We start from the raw sequence: 20,102 nt of genomic DNA on the forward strand, positions 1-20,102 counted from the left end.
ATATATGGGAATTTGTTGAAAAAGAGTTACTTTTGAGGCAAGCGGTTTCATGGTTTATTGGTCTTTACCGTGTCATCGTGCTTATGTAGAACGCAAAATGTATTAAACATGATGAGAAGTATTGTATGCATACTACTCTTCCTGATGGGGAGTAGTGTATTCGCACAAAAGGCGGATTTTAAAGCTTGTGCCAAATTTTCTGAGAGAAATCTTTCTGATTATGTCTACAGTTTATCGGTTTATCCCTCGTGGATCGGGAATTCTGATTTTTTCTGGTATTATTACACGACGGGTGACGGAACGGTGTATTATTTGGTAGATGCTAAGAAGGGGAAAAAGCAAGAATTATTTTCAACGGAACGACTTGCTGCAAGATTAGCAGAATTGACAGGTAAAACTGAAGATGTTCGGAATTTTAAATTGGGAGGGTTCCGTTTTGAGGGAGATAATCCTTATCGATTGATGTTTTCCAGGTACGGGAAAGATTTTGAATACGATGTGAAACGTGATGTCTTGAAAGAATATTCACGGGAAAGAAAAGAGAATAGTTTTAGCCGGGTTCCTTACTGGCAACGCTGGTCTCCGGATAGCAATTATATGGTGTATGCTTACAAGCATAACGTGTATATACAGGAAAAGGGGGACACAACTTCTTACCAGTTAACGACGGATGGAGAACGTTATTATTCATATTCTTTTCAGCGGGATAAGGATACGGACAAGAAGGAAGGGGCATCAATTACTTGGTCGGGGGATTCCAAGGTGTTCTATTGTCTGCGGCAGGATCGTCGGAACGTGGGGGAGGGGTATTTGATTGATCATCTGGCAGAGCCCCGTCCGACGTTGAAAACTTATAAATTTCCGATGCCGGGGGAAAAGTATGTTTACATGTATGATTTACATTTGTTTGATGCAGAGAAGAGATCGCATCAGGTGGTTGACATTGCGAAATATCCGGATCAGGAGGTGAAAGTGATGCTTTTTGATTTTAATAAGTACCCGGAATATATTTATTTTACTCGTAAGAGCCGGACGTGTGACGAGATGGATCTTTGCCGGGTAGATACCCGTACGGGAGAGGTTTTTGAAATTATTCACGAACGTTGTGAGCCACATTTTACAGAGCAATTGTTTGAATGTCGAATTCTGAATGGAGGGGAGGATATTCTTTGGTGGTCGGAACGTTCCGGTTGGGGACAATATTATCTTTATAACAAGGAGGGGCAGTTAAAGAATCCGGTGACAACAGGGGATTTCGTGGCAGGGAGAATTACGGAGATGGACACGTTGGGACGTAGTTTCGTGTTTGAGGGGTATGGTCGGGAGAAGGGAATAAATCCGGAGTATCGTCTTTTCTATAAGGTGAATTTTGATGGTTCCGATTTGACGTTGTTGACTCCCGGAGACGGGTTTCATTCGATTGATCTGGCCAAGAACGGGAAATATTTGATTGATAATTATTCCCGGGCGGATCAGGAGCCGATTGCCGAATTAAGAGACACGAAGGGAAGGAAAATTATGGAATTGGAACGTCCTGATTTACGCTTGCTGTACGAGATGGGATGGAGGAAACCGGAACGGGTAAAGGTGAAAGCGGCTGATGGAATTACGGATCTTTATGGTGTGATGTATCGGCCGTTTGATATGGATTCGACACGGAAGTACCCGATTATCATAAACGTGTACCCGGGGCCGCAAGAGAATTTTGTTCCACAGTCTTTCACGTTGGATGATAATGGAAACGAGTCTTTGGCTCAATTGGGTTTTATCGTGATTAATGTCGGTTTTCGGGGCAGTTGTTTTACCCGGGGACGGAATTACCATTGTTTCGGGTATGGAAATTTGAGGGATTATGCTTTGGCGGATTGTAAGTTCGTGATCGAACAGTTGGCTAACCGATATTCTTTTATTGATTTGGAACGGGTGGGTATTTACGGACATTCCGGGGGTGGTTTTATGGCTGCAGCCTCTATTCTGACATATCCGGATTTCTATAAAGTTGCAGTTGCTGCATCCGGTAATCATGATAATAATATATATACGAAATGGTGGGGTGAAACTTATCATGGCGTGAAAAAGCATGAGAAGAAAGCGGGGAAACAGGATAGCGTGGTGTATTCGTTCGAATCCAAGATTCCTACGACGATCGAATTGGCTAAAAACTTGAAAGGAAAGTTGCTGTTAATAACGGGGGATATGGATATTAACGTGCATATGGCTCATACGATTCGTTTGGCTAATGCTCTGATGCAAGCGAATAAACGCTTTGATTTGATGCTTATTCCCGGGGCGGATCACGGCTTGGGTTCTCCTTATTATGTGAATCTTATCCGGTATTATTTTATTGAAAATCTTTTGGGTCAGAGAGTAGATAATGTTGATATGAATAGCATTGATTGATAATGATTAAACGATCCTTTTTTGATAATTATTTTCAACAAAAAATTATTAGTAATTCAAAGATAACATTTTTTAGCTTAACCTAATTATCAGGTACTTCATTTTTTTCCACTTACAAGACCTTAACATCTTCCTTGAAAATGTAAAAGATCAAAAAAGGATCGTTTAATGACAGAGGAACGAGGTGAGTATATTCGATTTTTGAATGGAGAAGTGCTTGTTTTTAAGCACTTTTTTAAAGAGCATTTCCCCAAATTTTTTGCCTTTACTTCTCGTTTTATTGATGATTCGTATGTACGGGAAGATATTGTGCAGGAAACTTTTATTATTGTTTGGTCCCGACATTTGAAAATGTTTGATTCAGAAGTGGCATTGCAGGCTTTTATTTATCGAACTCTCCGAAACAAGTGTTTGGACTATATTCGTCATGAAAAAATCAAAGAACGTTATTCAAGTGAGTATTCGAAGGAACGGGAGACAAGTGATTATTTAATGCAGGCAATCATAGATGAAGAGAGTCGTTTTTTGATTCATAAAGCGATCAAATCGTTAACTCCTCAAGTGCAGGCCGTGATAAAATTACATTTAGAAGGCAAGAAGAATAAAGAGATTGCGGAGGAAATGGGGATAAGTGAAACAACTGTAAAATTTCATAAATCAATTGCTTATAAGGAGTTAAATAAATCATTGGGACATTTATTTTTAATGATTATCATGTTGTCATAGTTTTTTTGAAAAAAATAAAAATTTCACCTATACTGTTTTTTATCTCGATCGTTATTGGGGAAACGAGAGTTAGATGAAAGAGATAAATCAGTATTTATTCATAGCTAAATTAATCTGTAAAGAACGGATTATCGGGTTGGATGATTCGGAGAGAAGACAGTTGGATTCATGGAGGAATGAATCCAAGGAGGTTGAGCGTGTTTTTTTTAACCTGCAAAGAATTTCTACGGAAGAGTTAGAAAAACGGTATGACGAGGTGGATGTTAATATGAAATGGGAAGATTTCAAGAAACGGCAACAACAGGGAAGGAGAAATATAAGAGTGGGAGTGACTGTTGCGGCGAGTATTTGTTTGTTAATGACAAGTGGGTTGTGGTTATGGTTGGGAGGTGCAAGAGAGGAAGGTGTTGTTTTGGCAGAACAGGGACGGCAAAATAATGTTTGTCTCGTGTTGTCAACCGGGGAAGTGGTGGATATTTCGAATGCAGAGCAGGATGAGGTAAAATTGGATAAAGGGACAAAACTTTATTCCGGGAATCGTTTGGAGTACGTTCGACCGGATTCTTTACATAAGAAGGAGTTGGAGTTTAATCAGTTGATTATTCCGAAAGGGACATTTTACCATTTAGTTCTTTCGGATGGGACGAAAGTGTGGCTGAATGCAGATTCAAAAATAAAATACCCGGTGTCTTTTGGTAAAGATAAAAGAGAGGTCAGTTTGCATGGAGAGGGATATTTCGAGGTTGCCAAAGACAGTACCCGTCCTTTTATCGTGAGTACGGATAAGATGGATGTGAAGGTGCTGGGGACAACTTTTGACGTGAACACGTACGAGGATGAAGGAAAAAGTTTTGTTGTTTTAGTAGCGGGTCTCGTGGAAGTGTCGGCGGGAAAAGGGGAATCCCGGATAATTACCCCGGGACATATGGCAGAAGTGAATATGTATGACGTGCAGGCTAAGATTCAAGTTTCAAAGTGTGACACGGAACATTATGTTGCTTGGAAGAATGGTAATTTCAGTTTTAGGAATGCCTCGTTAACAGAAATTTTGAAACGGGTGTCCCGGTATTATGATGTAACCGTTATTCGGGAACAAGTGTTTGAGGAAGAGTATTATACCGGGGATGTGTCAAGTGACGTCTCGTTAGAGTCTTTGCTTGCCGTTATTGAATCTTCAACTTCTGTATCATTTAAAGTAGAACGCAAAATCGTCTATGTACAAAAGAAAAGAGATTAGGCTAATTGGTCTTTCCTAATCTCTTTAACGCAAAATGTTATATAGACATAACACACAAATATAGGTAAAAATGATGGTAGAAAAGTTTTTTTTCAGGAAATTCAACAAGAGTTGCGCATTTTTGATGCTACTGTTATTCGCAGCGGGTCCACTTTGGGCAGGACATTCACCGGAAAAGATAACCTTGAAGGTGACAAACGAGAAACTGGTTAAAGTGCTTGAAGAGATCAAAAAGCAATCCGGGTATAATTTTGTATACAACGAGAAATTCGTGAAGGATCTTGGAGGAATAACAGTTGATGTCAAGGAAGTTTCTTTGGATAGCGTGATGAAAGAGGTACTGAAGGGAACAGGGTTACGTTATCGAATCCAAGATCGGATTATTTTGTTGGAGAAGGCTCCGCAAGTTAGTAATGAGAAAAGATTCAGAGAAATTAAGGGGAAGGTGAGAGATGACCGTAACGAATCATTACCGGGTGTGACAGTACTTATAAAAGGAACATCTATAGGGGTTTCGACGGATATTGATGGTAATTTTAGTTTGAATGTTCCTGAAGGAAATGATTTATTATTGATTTCATTTGTGGGGATGGAAACGTTGGAGGTGAATCTGAAAGGAAAAACAATGCCATTGGATGTTGTATTGAAACCTAAAGCAGACGAGTTGGATGAGGTTGTTGTGACAGGGTACACACAAACAACGAAACGGCGTTCTACGGGGTCTGTTGGGATTATAAAAAAAGAAGTTTTCGAGAATCGTCCCGTTTCGTCAGTTGATAATTTGTTGCAGGGGCAGATCGCAGGAGTTAGTGTGTTGGCGACTTCCGGTCGACCGGGTGCTTCTTCTAAGATTCGAATCCGGGGAACAAATACATTAACAGGGAACGCCGAGCCTTTGTGGGTTGTGGATGGTGTGCCTTTGCAAAAAGATATCCCCGATATTTCAGCCGGGCAGATAAAATCGGGTGATTTTGATAATATTTTCACGACGGGGCTTGGGGGAATAAACCCCAATGATATTGAGAGTGTGACGGTGTTGAAAGATGCGTCTGCGGCGGCAATTTACGGATCGAGAGCGGCAGGTGGGGTTATTGTAGTGACTACAAAACAAGGGAAAGCGGGTAAGATGAAAGTGAATTATTCCGCTAATGTTTCGATCGTTTTGAAGCCGCAACGGGATATGAATTTGATGAATTCAAGGGAGAAATTAGCTTGGGAGCAAGAGTTGTGGGATGAATTCTCTGCGAAAGGTTTTAATAGCGGGACATATTACCCTGTCGTGGGGATTGTGGGGATGATTCGTTCCGGTAAAGACGAGTTTAAGGGGATGAGTGTCGCGGAGCAGGATGCGTATATCGAGGATTTGGCATCACAGACAACAGATTGGGTTGATATTTTGTTCCGGAATTCATTTTCAATGAGTCATCATCTTTCTTTGTCGGGAGGAAAGGAGGAGTTCACGTATTACCTGTCATTCGGATATTCCAACGAGAAGGGTACGATGAAGAATAACGCGTATAATCGTTATAACGTGAGTTCTAAGATAAATTTGAGACCAGTAGAACGGTTGAACCTTCAGTTTGGAGTGGATTTGGCCAGTCAGAAATCTGATGCTCCTTCGATGAATGTGAACCCGTTGGAATATGCTTATTATGCTAATCCTTACGAGCGCCCGTATAATGAAGACGGGTCGTATAGAGGCGATTACACGTATTTTACATTGAATCGGGTAAATGGCGGATTCACGGAAATGCTGCCGGAAGGGGGAGTGAATATATTGCGGGAGATGGAGGAAACGTCGAGTGATGCTTATAATACAACAGTAGATTTGCGTTTTAGCGTGGACTATCGTCTTTTGAGTAAATTCAGAGTATCCGGGATTGCCTCTTACTCTTTTACAAATAACAAGACGGATAATATAAATGGTAAAGAGTCTTATGCCGCTTTCTTGGATCGGTTGTCTTTTGATAGTTATCCGAGTACTCGGACATATGGGTCTATTACCCAGACTTCCGCAAATAATAGTAGTTATATGGCTCGGTTCCAATTAGGGTATGATGATCTTTTTAATGACCAACATCGCATCGGGATTATTGCAGGAGCAGAAATCCGGGGTGACAATGCCAAGAGTATTTATGAAAAACGTTATGGCTATGACGATGTAACGGGTAATTCATCTATTCCTTTGCCCCCGAAAACAGGAGATAATATTAGTTATAACCAGTTGATTTCATTCGGTAGAATCGTAGATGGGCTTTCTGGACAGAGTCGTACGGAGAATCGTTTTGCATCATTTTATTCGGCTGTAGATTATACTTTACGGGATAAGTATATGGTGAGTCTGTCGTTCCGGACTGACGGGTCAAATAATTTCGGTAGTGACGAGCAATTTAACCCGACGTGGTCTTTGGGGGCGGCGTGGCATATTGGGGACGAGGGGTTCATGCAAAGGATAAATCACGTGTTGAGTCGGTTAAAGCTAAGTCTAGCTATGGGATATACGGGTAATATAAACAAGACGGTGAAACCGAACTTGATCATGAGTTACGAGAGTGATTACAGAAAGGCCGATAATGATATGTACCGGATGGGATGGATCAAAAATGCTCCTAATCCCAAGTTGAAATGGGAGAAAACACGGGACATGAAAGTGGCTTTGGATTTCGGATTGTTTCGTGACCGAATTTCCGGAGTCGTGGAGGGATATTATCGTAAAAGTATAAATTGCGTGACATCGGTGAATGTTCCGGTGATGACCGGATTTTCTAGTCAGAGTTATAATACTTCCGAGCTTGAAAATAAAGGTATCGAGGGTACGATTCGGGCTACTATTTTAGAGTATAAGGGATTTCGTTGGAATATGTCGGCAAATATAGCGTGGAATCAGAATAAGTTGACAAAATATGAATCCCCTACCGGACATATTTACGGGAACTTGTACGTGGGATATCCTTTAGGGGCGGTTTTCGGAGGAAAGACTTCAGGTATCGATCCGACGACGGGGTTGTATAAGTTTAAATTGCGATCGGATGCCGTGATTAACAAGGAGACGGATTACGCGGACGCAACAAATTATCGGTTTTATTTGGGAACATCAACAGCTCCCACGACGGGAGGGTTTAATTTGAATTTTTCATATAAACAATTTGCGCTTAACATAGGAGGTGCTTTTACGCTAGGTGCCAAGTTGTTGAATGATTTAAACACTCCTGCCAGTTATTCCAGTATTTCGGTTGAAAACAAACCCTCGGTAGAAGGAGGGCGTGAATCTATCCCGATGAGATATAACGATTTGTACGTAAGTCATTTAAATGTGCGTAAAGATGTCGTTAATCGTTGGCGTGCAGATCAAACAGTTGGAACGAAATACCCACGGATACTGGATCGTTACGGCGAGCGTTTGTATCTTGACAGGACCAACCCGTCGAGTACTGATATCACTAATGGGGCTTTACTGGAGAATGTTTCTTTTTTGAGAGTTCGGGATATTACATTTACCTATAGTTTGCCGGAAAATATACTGAAAAAGATCTCCTTGTCATCAATGAGTTTCTATTTATCAATGAATAACTTCATCACGATTACAAACTATTCGGGAATTGATCCGGAAACACCGGGTGCTACTTATCCTGTAACACGTTCTGTTTCATTTGGTTTGAATATTGGTTTTTAAAATAAATATGGATTAAATATTTTTAGTTATGATACGTAATCGTAGGCTATGGGTGATAATAGGGCTGTTTGTCTTGTGTTGCTCGTGTAAAGAATATCTGGATTTAAAACCTTATGGGGAGACGATCCCGGAAACTCCGGAAGAGTTTGAAGCTTTACTTCATAGGACGTTAAATAATATAGACTATGGTAATGATGCTGTTATTATAGGAAATCAATCGACAATCCTGGATTATGATTGTGTGACGGATAATTTGGATGCAAGTTTGACAATTTTGCCGCAAGGGAATAGTTTAAACCTGTATCTGGGGGAAAAGTTGAATGGATTCCAATCTAATTACAGTCAACTTTATGAGAAAATCCGGGACTGTAATCTCGTGATCGAAAATATGACGCAGAAGGAGTCTGCAAAAGGAAAGAAAGTGTTGGCAACGGCTTATACGATGAGAGGCATATGCTATTATAACTTGTTGCGTTTATTCTGTGAACCTTACGATAAAGAAAATGAGAATTCACAATTGGGCTTACCGCTTGTTAAGGTCTTTGATATGGAGGCTAGGCCTATACGTTCTAGTATAAAAGCCACGGCTGAGTTTATTGAAGAGGATCTGAAGAATGGTATAGGGTATAACCTGACGGACGATATATATCGATTGACGGTTGACGTGGCCAAGGTTTACCTGATGAAACTTTATTTTTGGACGCAGAATTGGGGAGAGGTTACGACCTTGGGAGAGGAATTGTTGAAGAAATATCCTTTGTTGGAGGGTGAGGCTTATAAGGATATGATACAAAGTAAATTTACCCGAAAAGGAAATGTGTTGATCCGCTCGCTTGTTTACGGGGATGAAAGTGCAGAATCTACGTTTCAACTTTTGGTTAAATATCGTCCCGTGAGTAAGCAATTTATAGATTTGTTTGTGGAGAAAGAAAATGATATCCGGTATGAATTATTTTTTGATAAGAAACGTGTGGTTAAGAAGCAGTTGACGGCGCAAGTGAGAAGCGCTGAGATTGCTCTGATGTTGGCAGAAGCTTACGCTCATATTCCGGATAATGATAAGGCTTTAGAACATCTGAATGCCCTCCGAGCCAAACGAATCAGTAATTATGTGCCTTATTCATTGACAACTTTACCTTCTGACACATCGGTAGGAGAAATCAGAGAAGACGTGTACGGGAAACCTTTGACTCCTTTATTGGCAGCTATATTGAAAGAGCGCCAAAAAGAATTGTTTCTGGAAGGTGATCGGTTGTTTGAATTGAAGAGGAATGGATGTCCTGAATTTTGGGTTACGAAAGACGGTTTGAAGTATGTGACTCTAAAATACATGTACACAGCCCCGTTGTCAAGGGTGGATGTGGATTTAACTCCTGGGTTGATTCAGAATGAAGGGTATGAACTTTAAAATATGATTTGATATGAAAACGATGATATTGTTTTTTTTCGGGATGCTTTTGATTTGTAATGCTTGTGGGGATGTTGACGAGGAACCGCCCCGGACTGATAGTATAGCCCGGCAATACGTGATACCTCAGGCGAAGCCATTGACGGCAGAGGAGCGTGAATTTATTAAGGCTAAGAGAGAAGAATATAATAATGCGATAAATAATGTAGAATAAATTGTTAAACCTATAAACGAAAGATTATGAGAAATTTAATTTTACTGTTTTCTTTATTCTTATTAACAGGAATATGGACATCTTGTAGCGATAATGATGATGATGATATGCTGGATGTTTCATTTGCGAAAACGGCTTATTTTTTGCCAGCGAATGAACCGGTAAAAATAGAAGTGACCGCGAATTCAGCGGTTGCCGAGAATACGGTTGTAAAATTCGGGATTACTGGGAGTGCTGTGAAAGATGAGGATTACACACTCTCGGCGGAGGAATTTGTTATCCCGGCAGGTGAATCTTCTGCTTTCATAGAGATGACCCCAAAAGATAATTTTACGGCCGATCGGGATGTGAAATTATCAATCCTGTCTGGGACTAATTATAAAATCGGGAAAAATGGTGTTACCACGGTTACGGTAGAGTCCAAAGAACAATTGATTTATTCGTTCGTGCAGGAGTATTACGCTCTTGCAAACGAGGTAACGGTTGAAGTGGAAGTAAAGGCGGTTGCGGGTACTTATGGACAGAAAGAAGAAGTTCATATTCCTTTTACAATCGGGGATGCTTCTACTGCAAAAGAAGGCGTGAATTTTGAGATTGAAGGGGGTGTGAAAGAATTTGTTATTCCGGTCGGTTCTTCAAAAGGATCAATAAAAATAAAGTTATTGAATGAGGAGGAAGGAAAGGATAGGATTATTTTGGAAACGAAAGATTTGAGTGAACGTTTTATTCCGGGTAATTTTGATGAAGCGATCGTGAAGGTTGATGGAAAACCGATGGGAAGAATGATCGGAAAGTGGGTATTTGAAGAAGAATTGTTGTTGAATTATTGGAAAAGCAGCTATCTGGAATGGCAGCAGGCTCCAGAGTCTGATTTCGTGAATATGCCTGTGAATAATACGAATAAGGATACATTGGAATTTATTGCAGGAGAAGTTGACGAGATGAAAACGATTTTGACTGGTGATTTGAAGAATTATTTTAGGGATTGTGAGGTAACGTATGTGCGTGATGAAAAAGAACGCTTGATAGAAGAGGGTGGTATTCGTCCCACGGTAGTGACCATGTCTGTTTATCATTTAAGTAAAGCAAATGTTACTTTTTCAGCGGGAACTGTTAAGGAAAAAGAAATAGAAATAGGGTTCCGTATGATTGATGATAATACCCTAGAAATTACTTTGTATGATTATGAGCCGACTGATTTCTACCAGACGATTTACGAGGGAATGAAGGCTGTTGCTGGAGAGGGGGAAATTGCGATGCGATATATTCAATTGCGTTATCATTTTACAAAAGTAAAATAGTCGATGAGATTAATGATGTTTTTATGGATTGCATGCCTGTTGGCATGCAATTCTAATGATAGGACTCCGGTAAGGGGAAATTTACAGAATTGTAAAGGAAAGAAAGTTTATTTTGAGATTTGTGGGCAAGACACAACCATTACTGTGGCTTTAGATAGTGTGGGAAATTTTGAGATTAATTTACCGTTAAGGGAAACAGGATATGTGCGCTTGGCAAATGGTAAGGCCGCATTTCCGCTTTATTTGCAGCCGGGTGAGAAGGTTCAGGTGAAGATGGATGTGGAAAAAGTTCAAAATGGGGATTATAAATCTGTTGAATTGGTGGAAGGGAATAATCCGGAAACGAGGATGATGGTGGATTATTACGAAAAGCAGTGGTTCCCATCGACACAGGAAATGTTTGTGTTACCTCCGGTAGACTTTAAACAAATGATGGATTCTATCGTGCGGCATAATGATGCTATTATTACCAATTTTGTGAAAAAAACACCTTGTGACCCGGAATTCGAACGTTTGTTCAGAATACAAGTAAAAGTTCCTTTGGCTGCTTCTTACTTTTATTACCCCATGTATCATTCTTTATTAAATAGAGAAGATCAAAGTGAGGAGCCTGACCATTTCAATATATTTGATGAAATGTTACCGAAAAATGATATTGGTGTCTATCAGAAAGTATACCGATACAAGGTTTACGAGGTTTCCTATTGGAATAATTTGCTGGGAGAGAAGTTGGCTGGTTTGATGTCGGAACCGGAACAATTCGTGAATGCTTATATTGACGAGTTGAATAAATTGGGGTTGCACGAACAGATCCGGGATGATGTAGGGAATAATTTCGTGATGCAGTATTATAATGAATTACCGGAGGAAGCCGTGTTGATATTGAAAAGCAGATATAAGGAGATTGTTGTTAATCCAAAGTACCTGAAAGAAATAGAACGTGTTTTTCAAAATGTTTTGCCCTAAAAGAATTTTCAACTTTCAATTAATTGACTATCTTTGCACCCGCCTATCGAGAATAGGTAAGTAATTAATGAGTTAAAATTAAAAAGAATGGCAACTAAAATTAGATTAGCAAGACACGGTCGTAAAGGACGTCCGTTCTACCATGTAGTGGTAGCAGATAGTAGAGCACCGCGTGATGGTCGTTACATTGAAAGAATTGGTTCTTACAACCCGATGACCAACCCGGCTACAATTGATTTAAATTTCGACAGAGCGTTATATTGGTTGATGACCGGAGCTCAACCGACTGACACGGCTAAAAGAATTCTTTCTTACGAAGGAGTACTTATGAAAAAGCACTTGTTGGAAGGTGTGAAGAAAGGTGCATTTGATATGGCTGCTGCTGACACGAAATTTGAAGCTTGGAAAAAAGAGAAGATTGCTAAAATTCAGGCTAAAATTGCTCGTTTGGCTAACGAATCAGAGAGTGCTTATAAGGCTCGTCTGGAAGCTGAGGCTAAAGTAAAAGAGGCTAAAGCTGAGATCGTGGCTAAAAAACAAGCAGAAATTGCCGCTGCAAAAGCTGAAGCAGAGGCAGCTGCCAGAGCAGAAGTAGAGGCTGCCGCAACTGAAGTAGCCGCAGCAGAGGCTCCGGAAACTCCGGCAGAAACTCCAGCAGCAGAGTAATTTTATGGTCAAGAGAGAAGATTGCGTAAAGATAGGGGAGATCGGTAAGACTCATAACTTACAGGGCGCCCTTATTGTTTATACGGATAATGATCTTCTTGAACAATACATGGATGAACCGGTGTTTATTTTTTTAGAAGGGGCACCGGTTCCCTTTTATATTGCCGAAGATGGTTTAACAGAAAGAAACCATTCTTCTTATATTGTCAAATTTGATTTTGTTGACTCGAAAGAACAGGCAGATCGTTTGGTAGGATGTGACCTGCTAATGGATAAATACCTGTTGGAAGAAGAGAATGAATTGCCTTTTGAGCTTTCAGACTTGATTGGCTATTCCGTGCTGGACGAGTTGACGGGAGAGACGGGTGTCGTGGAGCAGGTGGATAATTATTCAGGTAACGTGGTTCTCACGATAAAAATATTTTCTAAAGAAATTCTTCTTCCCGTATCCGATGAATATGTTCTGGATATTTCTCATAACGAGAAAAAAATACATGTAAATATTTCTGAAGAAATCAAGGAGCTTTATTAAACCTTTTTAAATACTTAAACGTATAAATAGGTAAAAAATAATCGCTATTGGTGTGTCTTATTGGGTGTTTTGGAGTAGAGTACTTATCATGTAAAGTTCAATTTTTATTAAAGCAAAATATTTCTGTGGAATATTTCTAGTTTGTGCCAATTTTATATTTGGAAAATTTTTTGGCTTTATTTGAAATGATAAATATGTTATTATCAGGTAAATGTGTATTCATTTTGGAAAACTTTCGTGTTTTGTTAGTAAAAATATTTTTCCAAGAAGTTTTTTTTCTTTAGTTTTGTCCTTGTTGAATTGGTCACAAAAAATACTATTTATATAATACGCTAATGGAACAAACTACGAAGAAAGTGGAAAAGCAAAAAGAAACTGTGAAAGAAAAGAAAGTCTACACGCAGGAGGAGGCTTATAGCAGTTCCTTGAATTATTTCAAGGGGGATGAGTTAGCTGCCCGTGTTTGGGTAAGCAAATACGCTTTAAAAGATTCTTACGGGAATATTTTTGAGTTGAATCCAGATGATATGCATCATCGTTTAGCTTCAGAGATTGCTCGGATTGAGAGAAATTACACGAACCCGATGGCGGAAGAACAAATTTTCGAGGTGTTGCGTGATTTTAAATATATCGTTCCGCAAGGAGGGCCGATGACGGGAATCGGCAACGATTATCAAATTGCATCCCTTTCTAACTGTTTCGTGATAGGACATGATGGTCCTTCTGATTCCTATGGCGGGGTAATGAAGATTGATCAAGAGCAAGTGCAATTGATGAAACGAAGAGGTGGAGTAGGACATGACTTGTCCCATATTCGTCCGAAAGGGTCTCCAGTGAAAAACTCTGCTTTGACTTCTACTGGAATTGTTCCTTTCATGGAGCGTTATTCGAATTCTACCCGGGAGGTGGCGCAAGATGGTCGTCGGGGGGCGTTGATGTTGAGTGTTTCCATCAATCACCCGGATTCAGAAAGTTTCATTGATGCGAAAATGACCGAGGGGAAAGTAACCGGAGCTAATATTTCGGTGAAAATTGATGATGAGTTCATGAATGCGGTTGTCGAAGAACGTGATTATATTCAAAAATATCCGGTATATTCTGACGAACCTAAAAACGTGAAACAGATTAGTGCGGTAAAGTTGTGGAATAAGATTGTTTATAACGCATGGAAATCTGCTGAACCGGGTATCTTGTTCTGGGACACGATTATTCGGGAGAGCGTGCCGGACTGCTATGCAGATCTGGGGTACAGAACAGTTTCCACGAATCCTTGTGGAGAGATTCCGTTGTGTCCATATGACTCATGTCGTTTGTTGGCAATTAACTTGTATTCTTATGTGGTAAATCCTTTCGAGAAAGACGCTTATTTTGATTACGAGTTGTTCCGGAAACATGTAGCTATTGCTCAACGTTTGATGGATGATATTATTGATTTGGAATTGGAGAAAATAGATGCCATTCTTGAGAAAATTGCATCAGATCCGGAAGATAACGAGGTGAAGGGTGTTGAAATTCGTTTGTGGGAGAAAATTAAAACAAAAGCCAGAGAAGGGCGTCGTACCGGGGTCGGGATCACGGCTGAAGGTGATATGTTAGCTGCTCTCGGGTTGCGTTATGGTAGTGATGAGGCGATAGATTTTTCCGTAGATATTCATAAACAACTGGCTGTTGCCGCTTATAGTTCTTCTGTCGAATTGGCTAAGGAGCGTGGTGCGTTTAAAATTTTTGACGCTGAAAGAGAAAAAAATAATCCGTTTATTTCTCGTTTAAGAGAGGTAGCCCCGGAGATGTACGAGGAAATGGTGAAATGTGGTCGTCGTAATATTGCTTGTCTGACGATTGCTCCGACGGGAACAACCAGTTTGATGACCCAGACTACTTCCGGTATTGAGCCTGTATTCTTGCCGGTTTACAAGAGAAGAAGAAAGGTGAACCCGAACGACAAGAATGTGCATGTTGATTTCACGGATGAGATGGGTGATGCCTACGAGGAGTTTATAGTGTTCCATCATAAATTTGCCGTTTGGATGGAGAAAAACGGGTATGATGTCCATAAACGCTACACGAATGAGGAAATTGATGAAATGGTGGCTAAGTCTCCTTATTACAAGGCGACTTCTAATGATATTGACTGGGTTGCTAAAGTGCGTATGCAGGGACGTGTGCAAAAGTGGGTGGATCACTCCATCAGTGTTACCGTGAATCTGCCTGCAGATGTTTCAGAGGAATTGGTTGGGCAGCTCTATATCGAGGCTTGGAAGAGTGGATGTAAAGGATGTACGGTTTATCGTGATGGTTCTCGTTCCGGAGTTTTGGTTTCCAATAAAGATAAGAAGACGGATGGGGCAATGCCTGCCAAGCGCCCGAAGGAATTGGATGCAGAAATCGTGCGTTTCCAGAATAATAAGGAGAAGTGGATTGCCTTTATCGGTTTGTATGACGGACGTCCTTACGAGATCTTTACCGGTATCGCCGATGATGAAGAGGGAATTATGTTACCGAAGGCCGTGACCGATGGTAAAATTGTGAAGAACACGGATGAAGATGGAAATAGCCGTTACGACTTCCAGTTCTCGAACAAGAGAGGTTTCAAGACGACGGTCGAGGGGTTGTCATATAAGTTCAATAAGGAGTATTGGAACTATGCTAAATTGATTTCCGGGGTCTTGCGTTATGGAATGCCGATCAATCAAATCGTGGATTTGGTTGCTGCTATGGAGTTCGATAATGAGAACATCAACACGTGGAAGAATGGTGTGGAAAGAGCGTTGCGGAAATTTATCCCGGATGGTACGGAAGCTACTGGTTCTGTTTGTGAGAATTGTGGTTCTAAATCCGTTATTTATCAAGAGGGGTGTTTAATCTGTAAGGTTTGTGGTTCTTCTAAATGCGGGTGATGATTATATGGTAATTATATAGACTTTCGAGTTATAAGTGAAAGGTGACCAGATTAGTTTGGTCACCTTTTTTCATGATAATTGATGTGCTAAGATGTTTTACTTGATTTTCTTTAAAAGCGAGTTTTTGTATTCTTTGAAAATCAGATATTTGCATAAGTGAAAAAGATTGTATTTGTAATATGTATTTATTGTAAATTGTTGTTTGTCAGAGTGCTGTGTTGAAATTTAAACGAACGATTATTGATTGTTTGAATTGTTAAAAAATGGAGGCGTGTTTTTAGACAAATATTTACACATGTACACAATTAAGTTAGACAGACATTTAACAAAGAAAAGTTGCGCTTTGGGGTGACTTGATATTTTTTAATTACCAATATAATTCTTTTTAAGTATGAACAAAAAACGGAATTTTGCAAAAATGGCACTTTTAAGTGCTCTACTTTGTGGTCTTGCAAGTCCTACTTTCATCGGTTGTAAGGATTACGACGACGATATTAAGGATTTGCAGGAGCAGATAACTGCAAACAAAACATCCATTGATGAACTTTTGGGGAAAATTAAGGAGGGACAATTCGTACAGGGTGTTGAGAAAATCGCTAATGGATTGAAAGTTACTTTGGGTGATGGTAGTGTTGTTGAGATCGTGAATGGTAAGGACGGTGTTGATGGAAATGACGGAAATGATGGTAAGGTTCCTTCATTTGAAATCAAAGAAGACGGACACTTGTATGCGACTTATGAGGGGCAAGATCCTATTGATTTAGGAAATGTGAGAGGGGAAGATGGAGGTGCCGGTACTGTAACTGACGTGAAGCTCACGGTACAGGACGGGTATCTTTATTTGAACGGCAAAATTATCGAGCCGAAAATTGCTATCGGTGGGATTTTCTATGTAGAACAACAAGGCTATGTAGAACTTTATATGCCGAAAGGAACAGTGAATGAAGACGGAAGTATTACCGTTGGAGACTACGAGAAAGTAACACTTCCAAAAACAACGAATATTGTAACGGATATTTTATTCATGCCTTTAACTCTTTCTGCAGGAGAGGCTCCCATGATTTTCTTCCCGACAATTATTCAGGACGAGACTGATGGTGTGGGTAATTATGTAAATGGAACTGCTGCAGCTCCAGAATACACGGTAGGAACAATTCCGGCAGAGCCTAGTTCTATTCTTTATGCTGGTAAGGCTGAGTTGAAGTATCAGTTCAATCCTCGTTCTGTTTCTTTTGACGCTTTTAAAGTGTTAGGATTGTGGAAACATGGCGAGGCTACCGTAATTTCTCGTAGCATGAAAGACGGGGCAAACATGATCTTTAACAAGGGTCAGAGATTCTATGATATGGCAAATGGTGTTCTGGAAGGTGCTAAGAGTTATAGTCAAGATAAAGAAGTCGGAATGTTGCATTTCCGTGCAAAATCATGGAGATTTGCCGAGATGGTAGGTAATAATCACCAAGGTAATAAACGTGATCTTCTGACATTGGCTGTTTTGAACGGGAAAGATACCGTTTATTCAGAAATAGCACCGGCTAAACATTGGCATATTGCACAAAAAGATGTACGTATCGTGAATACGGATGTTGAGCATTATGCACTGGATGCAAACAAGGAAAACTTATATGCAGATAAATTCCGGTCCGTAAACTCTTACCAAGATAAAAAGGCAGCTCCTGCAAAACAAGAGGATGCAGATGAATATTACAAGAGTCTAGCTCCAATCACGACTTTCGAGATTGCATATGACAACCGGAAAGATAATGGAGGTAAAGGATTAAACTTGACAGAACTTTTCCGTACATTCTTTATTGACAATGGAACGGAATATCCGTTTATGACGAATGGATTTGATGACTATCAGTTGAAATTCGAAACCGTTTCTTTCAATAATTTAGGTGTTGACCAAACAGAAAGATATTTGGAATTGGTTTCTACGATGGAAAAAGACGGAACGGATGAAAGACAATTAGTAACTAAAGCTTACGTGAAATCTCCGGATCAATATCCAGGATTTGAACAAGGTGATCACTCTGCTGCTATTGGAAGAACTCCGATCGTGCGTGTGAAATTGGTTGCTCCGGTTGAAGATGGTGCTAGTGCAGAAGCAGAAGAAAATGTTGTTGCTTCTCGTTTGATCAAGTTAGAGATCAAGGGTAAAGAGAGTGTAACTGAAAAGATTGTAATCAAAGACACGATCAGAGTAATGCTACAACATAAAGATCAAGCTGTTGAACTTGATATGGACCACATTTACAATGACCTTCGTGTACAACAAGCAGGTTCTAGAGGTAGAGAAGAATTCCACAAACATTATCAATTCGATCCGACTATTACGATTGATTTGCAAAAACAACATACTGCTGCTTTAGATGCAGATGCTCGTAAGAAAGATGTTGATTTGGAAGAAAGAAAAGCAGAAGACGGAACGATCTTGAATCAATTGGATTTGATTGTTAAACCTACTGCATTCAGCACGGAACATGTGGAGTATGTTGTTAAGGCTAAGTATGTTGACATCCCGAATAGTGGAGAAATTTATCCGGATGTAAATGTTGAATACACTGTATTTGTAACTTATCCGAACGCTGTTGCTCCTGAAATTACCAAGTTGAATTGGCAAAATCCGGGAACTAATGGTGAAGGTGGTTTGATCTATGCTCACGGACGGATCGCTCCGGGTGCTGACGGAAAAGTTGAAACAACGGATGACGAATATGATATGGTGGCCGTTTTGAACAATATGTTTGACTTGGAGAAATACACGATGGATCAAATGCTGAAACCGAGAACGGGTGAAACTGCATATGATTTGGCAACAATTGCAAAACCTACATTATCATTCGAATTGGTTGACAAGTATAATAGTTCTTCCGATTGGGCTGGAACAACCGATGGTCTTAAATTGTATCAAGAAAATGGTGTTTGGAAGATTGAATTGGAAAAATCAGATGCCGGACGTCAATGGATCAATGCTATTGGTGAAGACAGTAAGAGAGTGAAGATTCGTGCCGTAGTAAGTTTCAACGAATGCTATGACGGATTGTATGGAACTTGCAACAATGGCGAGAAGAAGTATAACAAAGACCAAGCTTCTGACAATTTACCAGAATGTAAAACCACAGACAAGGTAGGTTCTCAAGCTCATGATATGCACGATTATACGGGAACTGCTAAGGCTCCTGAATATGGACGTTCTCAAGTTGTAATTAAAGAATTTGAAGTTGCATTTATTACCCCGATCAGATTCGTCAAGAAAACTATCGATCCGTTGTATGACAAATATCCTCTTGCTGAGAACAAAGCTTATTTGAAAGATTGTTTCAGACTTGCAGATTATTTGTCTGACGAGAATGCAGCACAAGAAGGCTTTAGATACAACCATATTGTATACGATACAGATCTGACAGATCAAGGAACTATTGATTTGTTCAAACGTGGAACCGATGGATGGTGTAACTACTGGAAACAGGTATACGATGTAAACAGTGTGTTCGAATACAAGGTAATCGGTGGATTCTTCAGCGATGGAACTGCGCTTGATACAGAGAACTCCAAGAAAATCAAATTTGAAACGGATGCCGAAGGCGAATATGTAACTTGGATCAATGATGGTGAGGATATTGCTAACGAATTTGTAATCAAAGTTGAAGTTTGTGTAAAACATGTTTGGGGTCTGGTATGCAATCATGCAAATAAAGAAACTGAACGTGGACACTCAGTTGTGACATTGGAAATTCCGGTAAAATTCCATAAAAACTAGAAATAGGATTAGGATACAGAGAGTATATAAATCTTTGCAACCAGAAGGAAATCATTAAAATGATTTCAAACAAGAAGAGAGGGGTGTCTGATTCAGACACCCCTTCTTCAAACGATCAGAAATTGAATACGACACATTTAAGTATGAAAAAATTGCTATTATCTTTTTGCTTTTTAGTGCTGACTTCTTTTTTGTGGGCACAAGTGCAAAAGAAACAAGTGTACAATGATTTTTCCCGTTGGAGCTTGGGATTGAACGGGGGCATATCCATTTTCCGTGGGGACATGGTTTCTTTCTCCGCTGATAAAACTTACCT

General features: G+C 39.9%; 13 protein-coding genes. All 13 read left to right on the forward strand.

Features of this window, described 5'->3' with window-relative positions; genetic code table 11:
• Positions 1-108: 108 nt before the first annotated feature.
• Positions 109-2,400, forward strand: a complete 2,292-nt coding sequence (locus tag AB5542_RS10760) for a S9 family peptidase (RefSeq protein ID WP_279038086.1) — start codon at positions 109-111, stop codon at positions 2,398-2,400.
• A 168-nt stretch (positions 2,401-2,568) separates the two neighbouring features.
• On the forward strand, positions 2,569-3,126 hold the full coding sequence (locus tag AB5542_RS10765) for an RNA polymerase sigma-70 factor (RefSeq protein WP_118304495.1): 558 nt from the start codon (positions 2,569-2,571) through the stop codon (positions 3,124-3,126).
• A gap of 73 nt (positions 3,127-3,199) precedes the next feature.
• Positions 3,200-4,363 carry a FecR family protein gene (locus AB5542_RS10770; RefSeq protein ID WP_279041142.1) on the forward strand — a complete coding sequence of 388 codons (1,164 nt, stop codon included), beginning with the start codon at positions 3,200-3,202 and terminating at the stop codon, positions 4,361-4,363.
• Between the two features lie 70 nt (positions 4,364-4,433).
• Entirely contained in the window at positions 4,434-8,036 is a 3,603-nt protein-coding gene (locus tag AB5542_RS10775) for a SusC/RagA family TonB-linked outer membrane protein (protein WP_270543379.1), read from the forward strand.
• 28 nt (positions 8,037-8,064) lie between these two features.
• Complete coding sequence (locus AB5542_RS10780) at positions 8,065-9,444, forward strand: RagB/SusD family nutrient uptake outer membrane protein (protein ID WP_118304493.1); 1,380 nt, start codon at positions 8,065-8,067, stop codon at positions 9,442-9,444.
• A 13-nt stretch (positions 9,445-9,457) separates the two neighbouring features.
• A complete protein-coding gene (locus AB5542_RS10785) occupies positions 9,458-9,658 on the forward strand; it encodes a hypothetical protein (protein ID WP_087418989.1) in 201 nt (66 codons plus the stop codon).
• Between the two features lie 26 nt (positions 9,659-9,684).
• A complete protein-coding gene (locus AB5542_RS10790; protein WP_087418988.1) occupies positions 9,685-10,959 on the forward strand; it encodes a Calx-beta domain-containing protein in 1,275 nt (424 codons plus the stop codon).
• Positions 10,960-10,962: 3 nt separating this feature from the next.
• On the forward strand, positions 10,963-11,925 hold the full coding sequence (locus AB5542_RS10795) for a hypothetical protein (RefSeq protein WP_279041139.1): 963 nt from the start codon (positions 10,963-10,965) through the stop codon (positions 11,923-11,925).
• Positions 11,926-12,012: 87 nt separating this feature from the next.
• Positions 12,013-12,591 carry a 30S ribosomal protein S16 gene (locus tag AB5542_RS10800; protein WP_087418986.1) on the forward strand — a complete coding sequence of 193 codons (579 nt, stop codon included), beginning with the start codon at positions 12,013-12,015 and terminating at the stop codon, positions 12,589-12,591.
• 4 nt (positions 12,592-12,595) lie between these two features.
• A complete protein-coding gene (gene rimM, locus AB5542_RS10805) occupies positions 12,596-13,123 on the forward strand; it encodes a ribosome maturation factor RimM (protein WP_279041137.1) in 528 nt (175 codons plus the stop codon).
• Positions 13,124-13,458: 335 nt separating this feature from the next.
• Positions 13,459-16,020, forward strand: coding sequence for an adenosylcobalamin-dependent ribonucleoside-diphosphate reductase (locus AB5542_RS10810; RefSeq protein ID WP_279041135.1), 2,562 nt, complete (start codon positions 13,459-13,461; stop codon positions 16,018-16,020).
• Positions 16,021-16,441: 421 nt separating this feature from the next.
• Entirely contained in the window at positions 16,442-19,786 is a 3,345-nt protein-coding gene (locus AB5542_RS10815) for a PL29 family lyase N-terminal domain-containing protein (RefSeq protein ID WP_279041133.1), read from the forward strand.
• Positions 19,787-19,845: 59 nt separating this feature from the next.
• Positions 19,846-20,102, forward strand: a 257-nt coding sequence (locus AB5542_RS10820) for a hypothetical protein (protein ID WP_368243055.1), incomplete at its 3' end; no start/stop codon positions are given.

The sequence above is a fragment of the Butyricimonas sp. RTP31003st1_G1_RTP31003_210430 genome (genome assembly GCF_040920905.1).
Lineage (GTDB): Bacteria > Bacteroidota > Bacteroidia > Bacteroidales > Marinifilaceae > Butyricimonas > Butyricimonas paravirosa.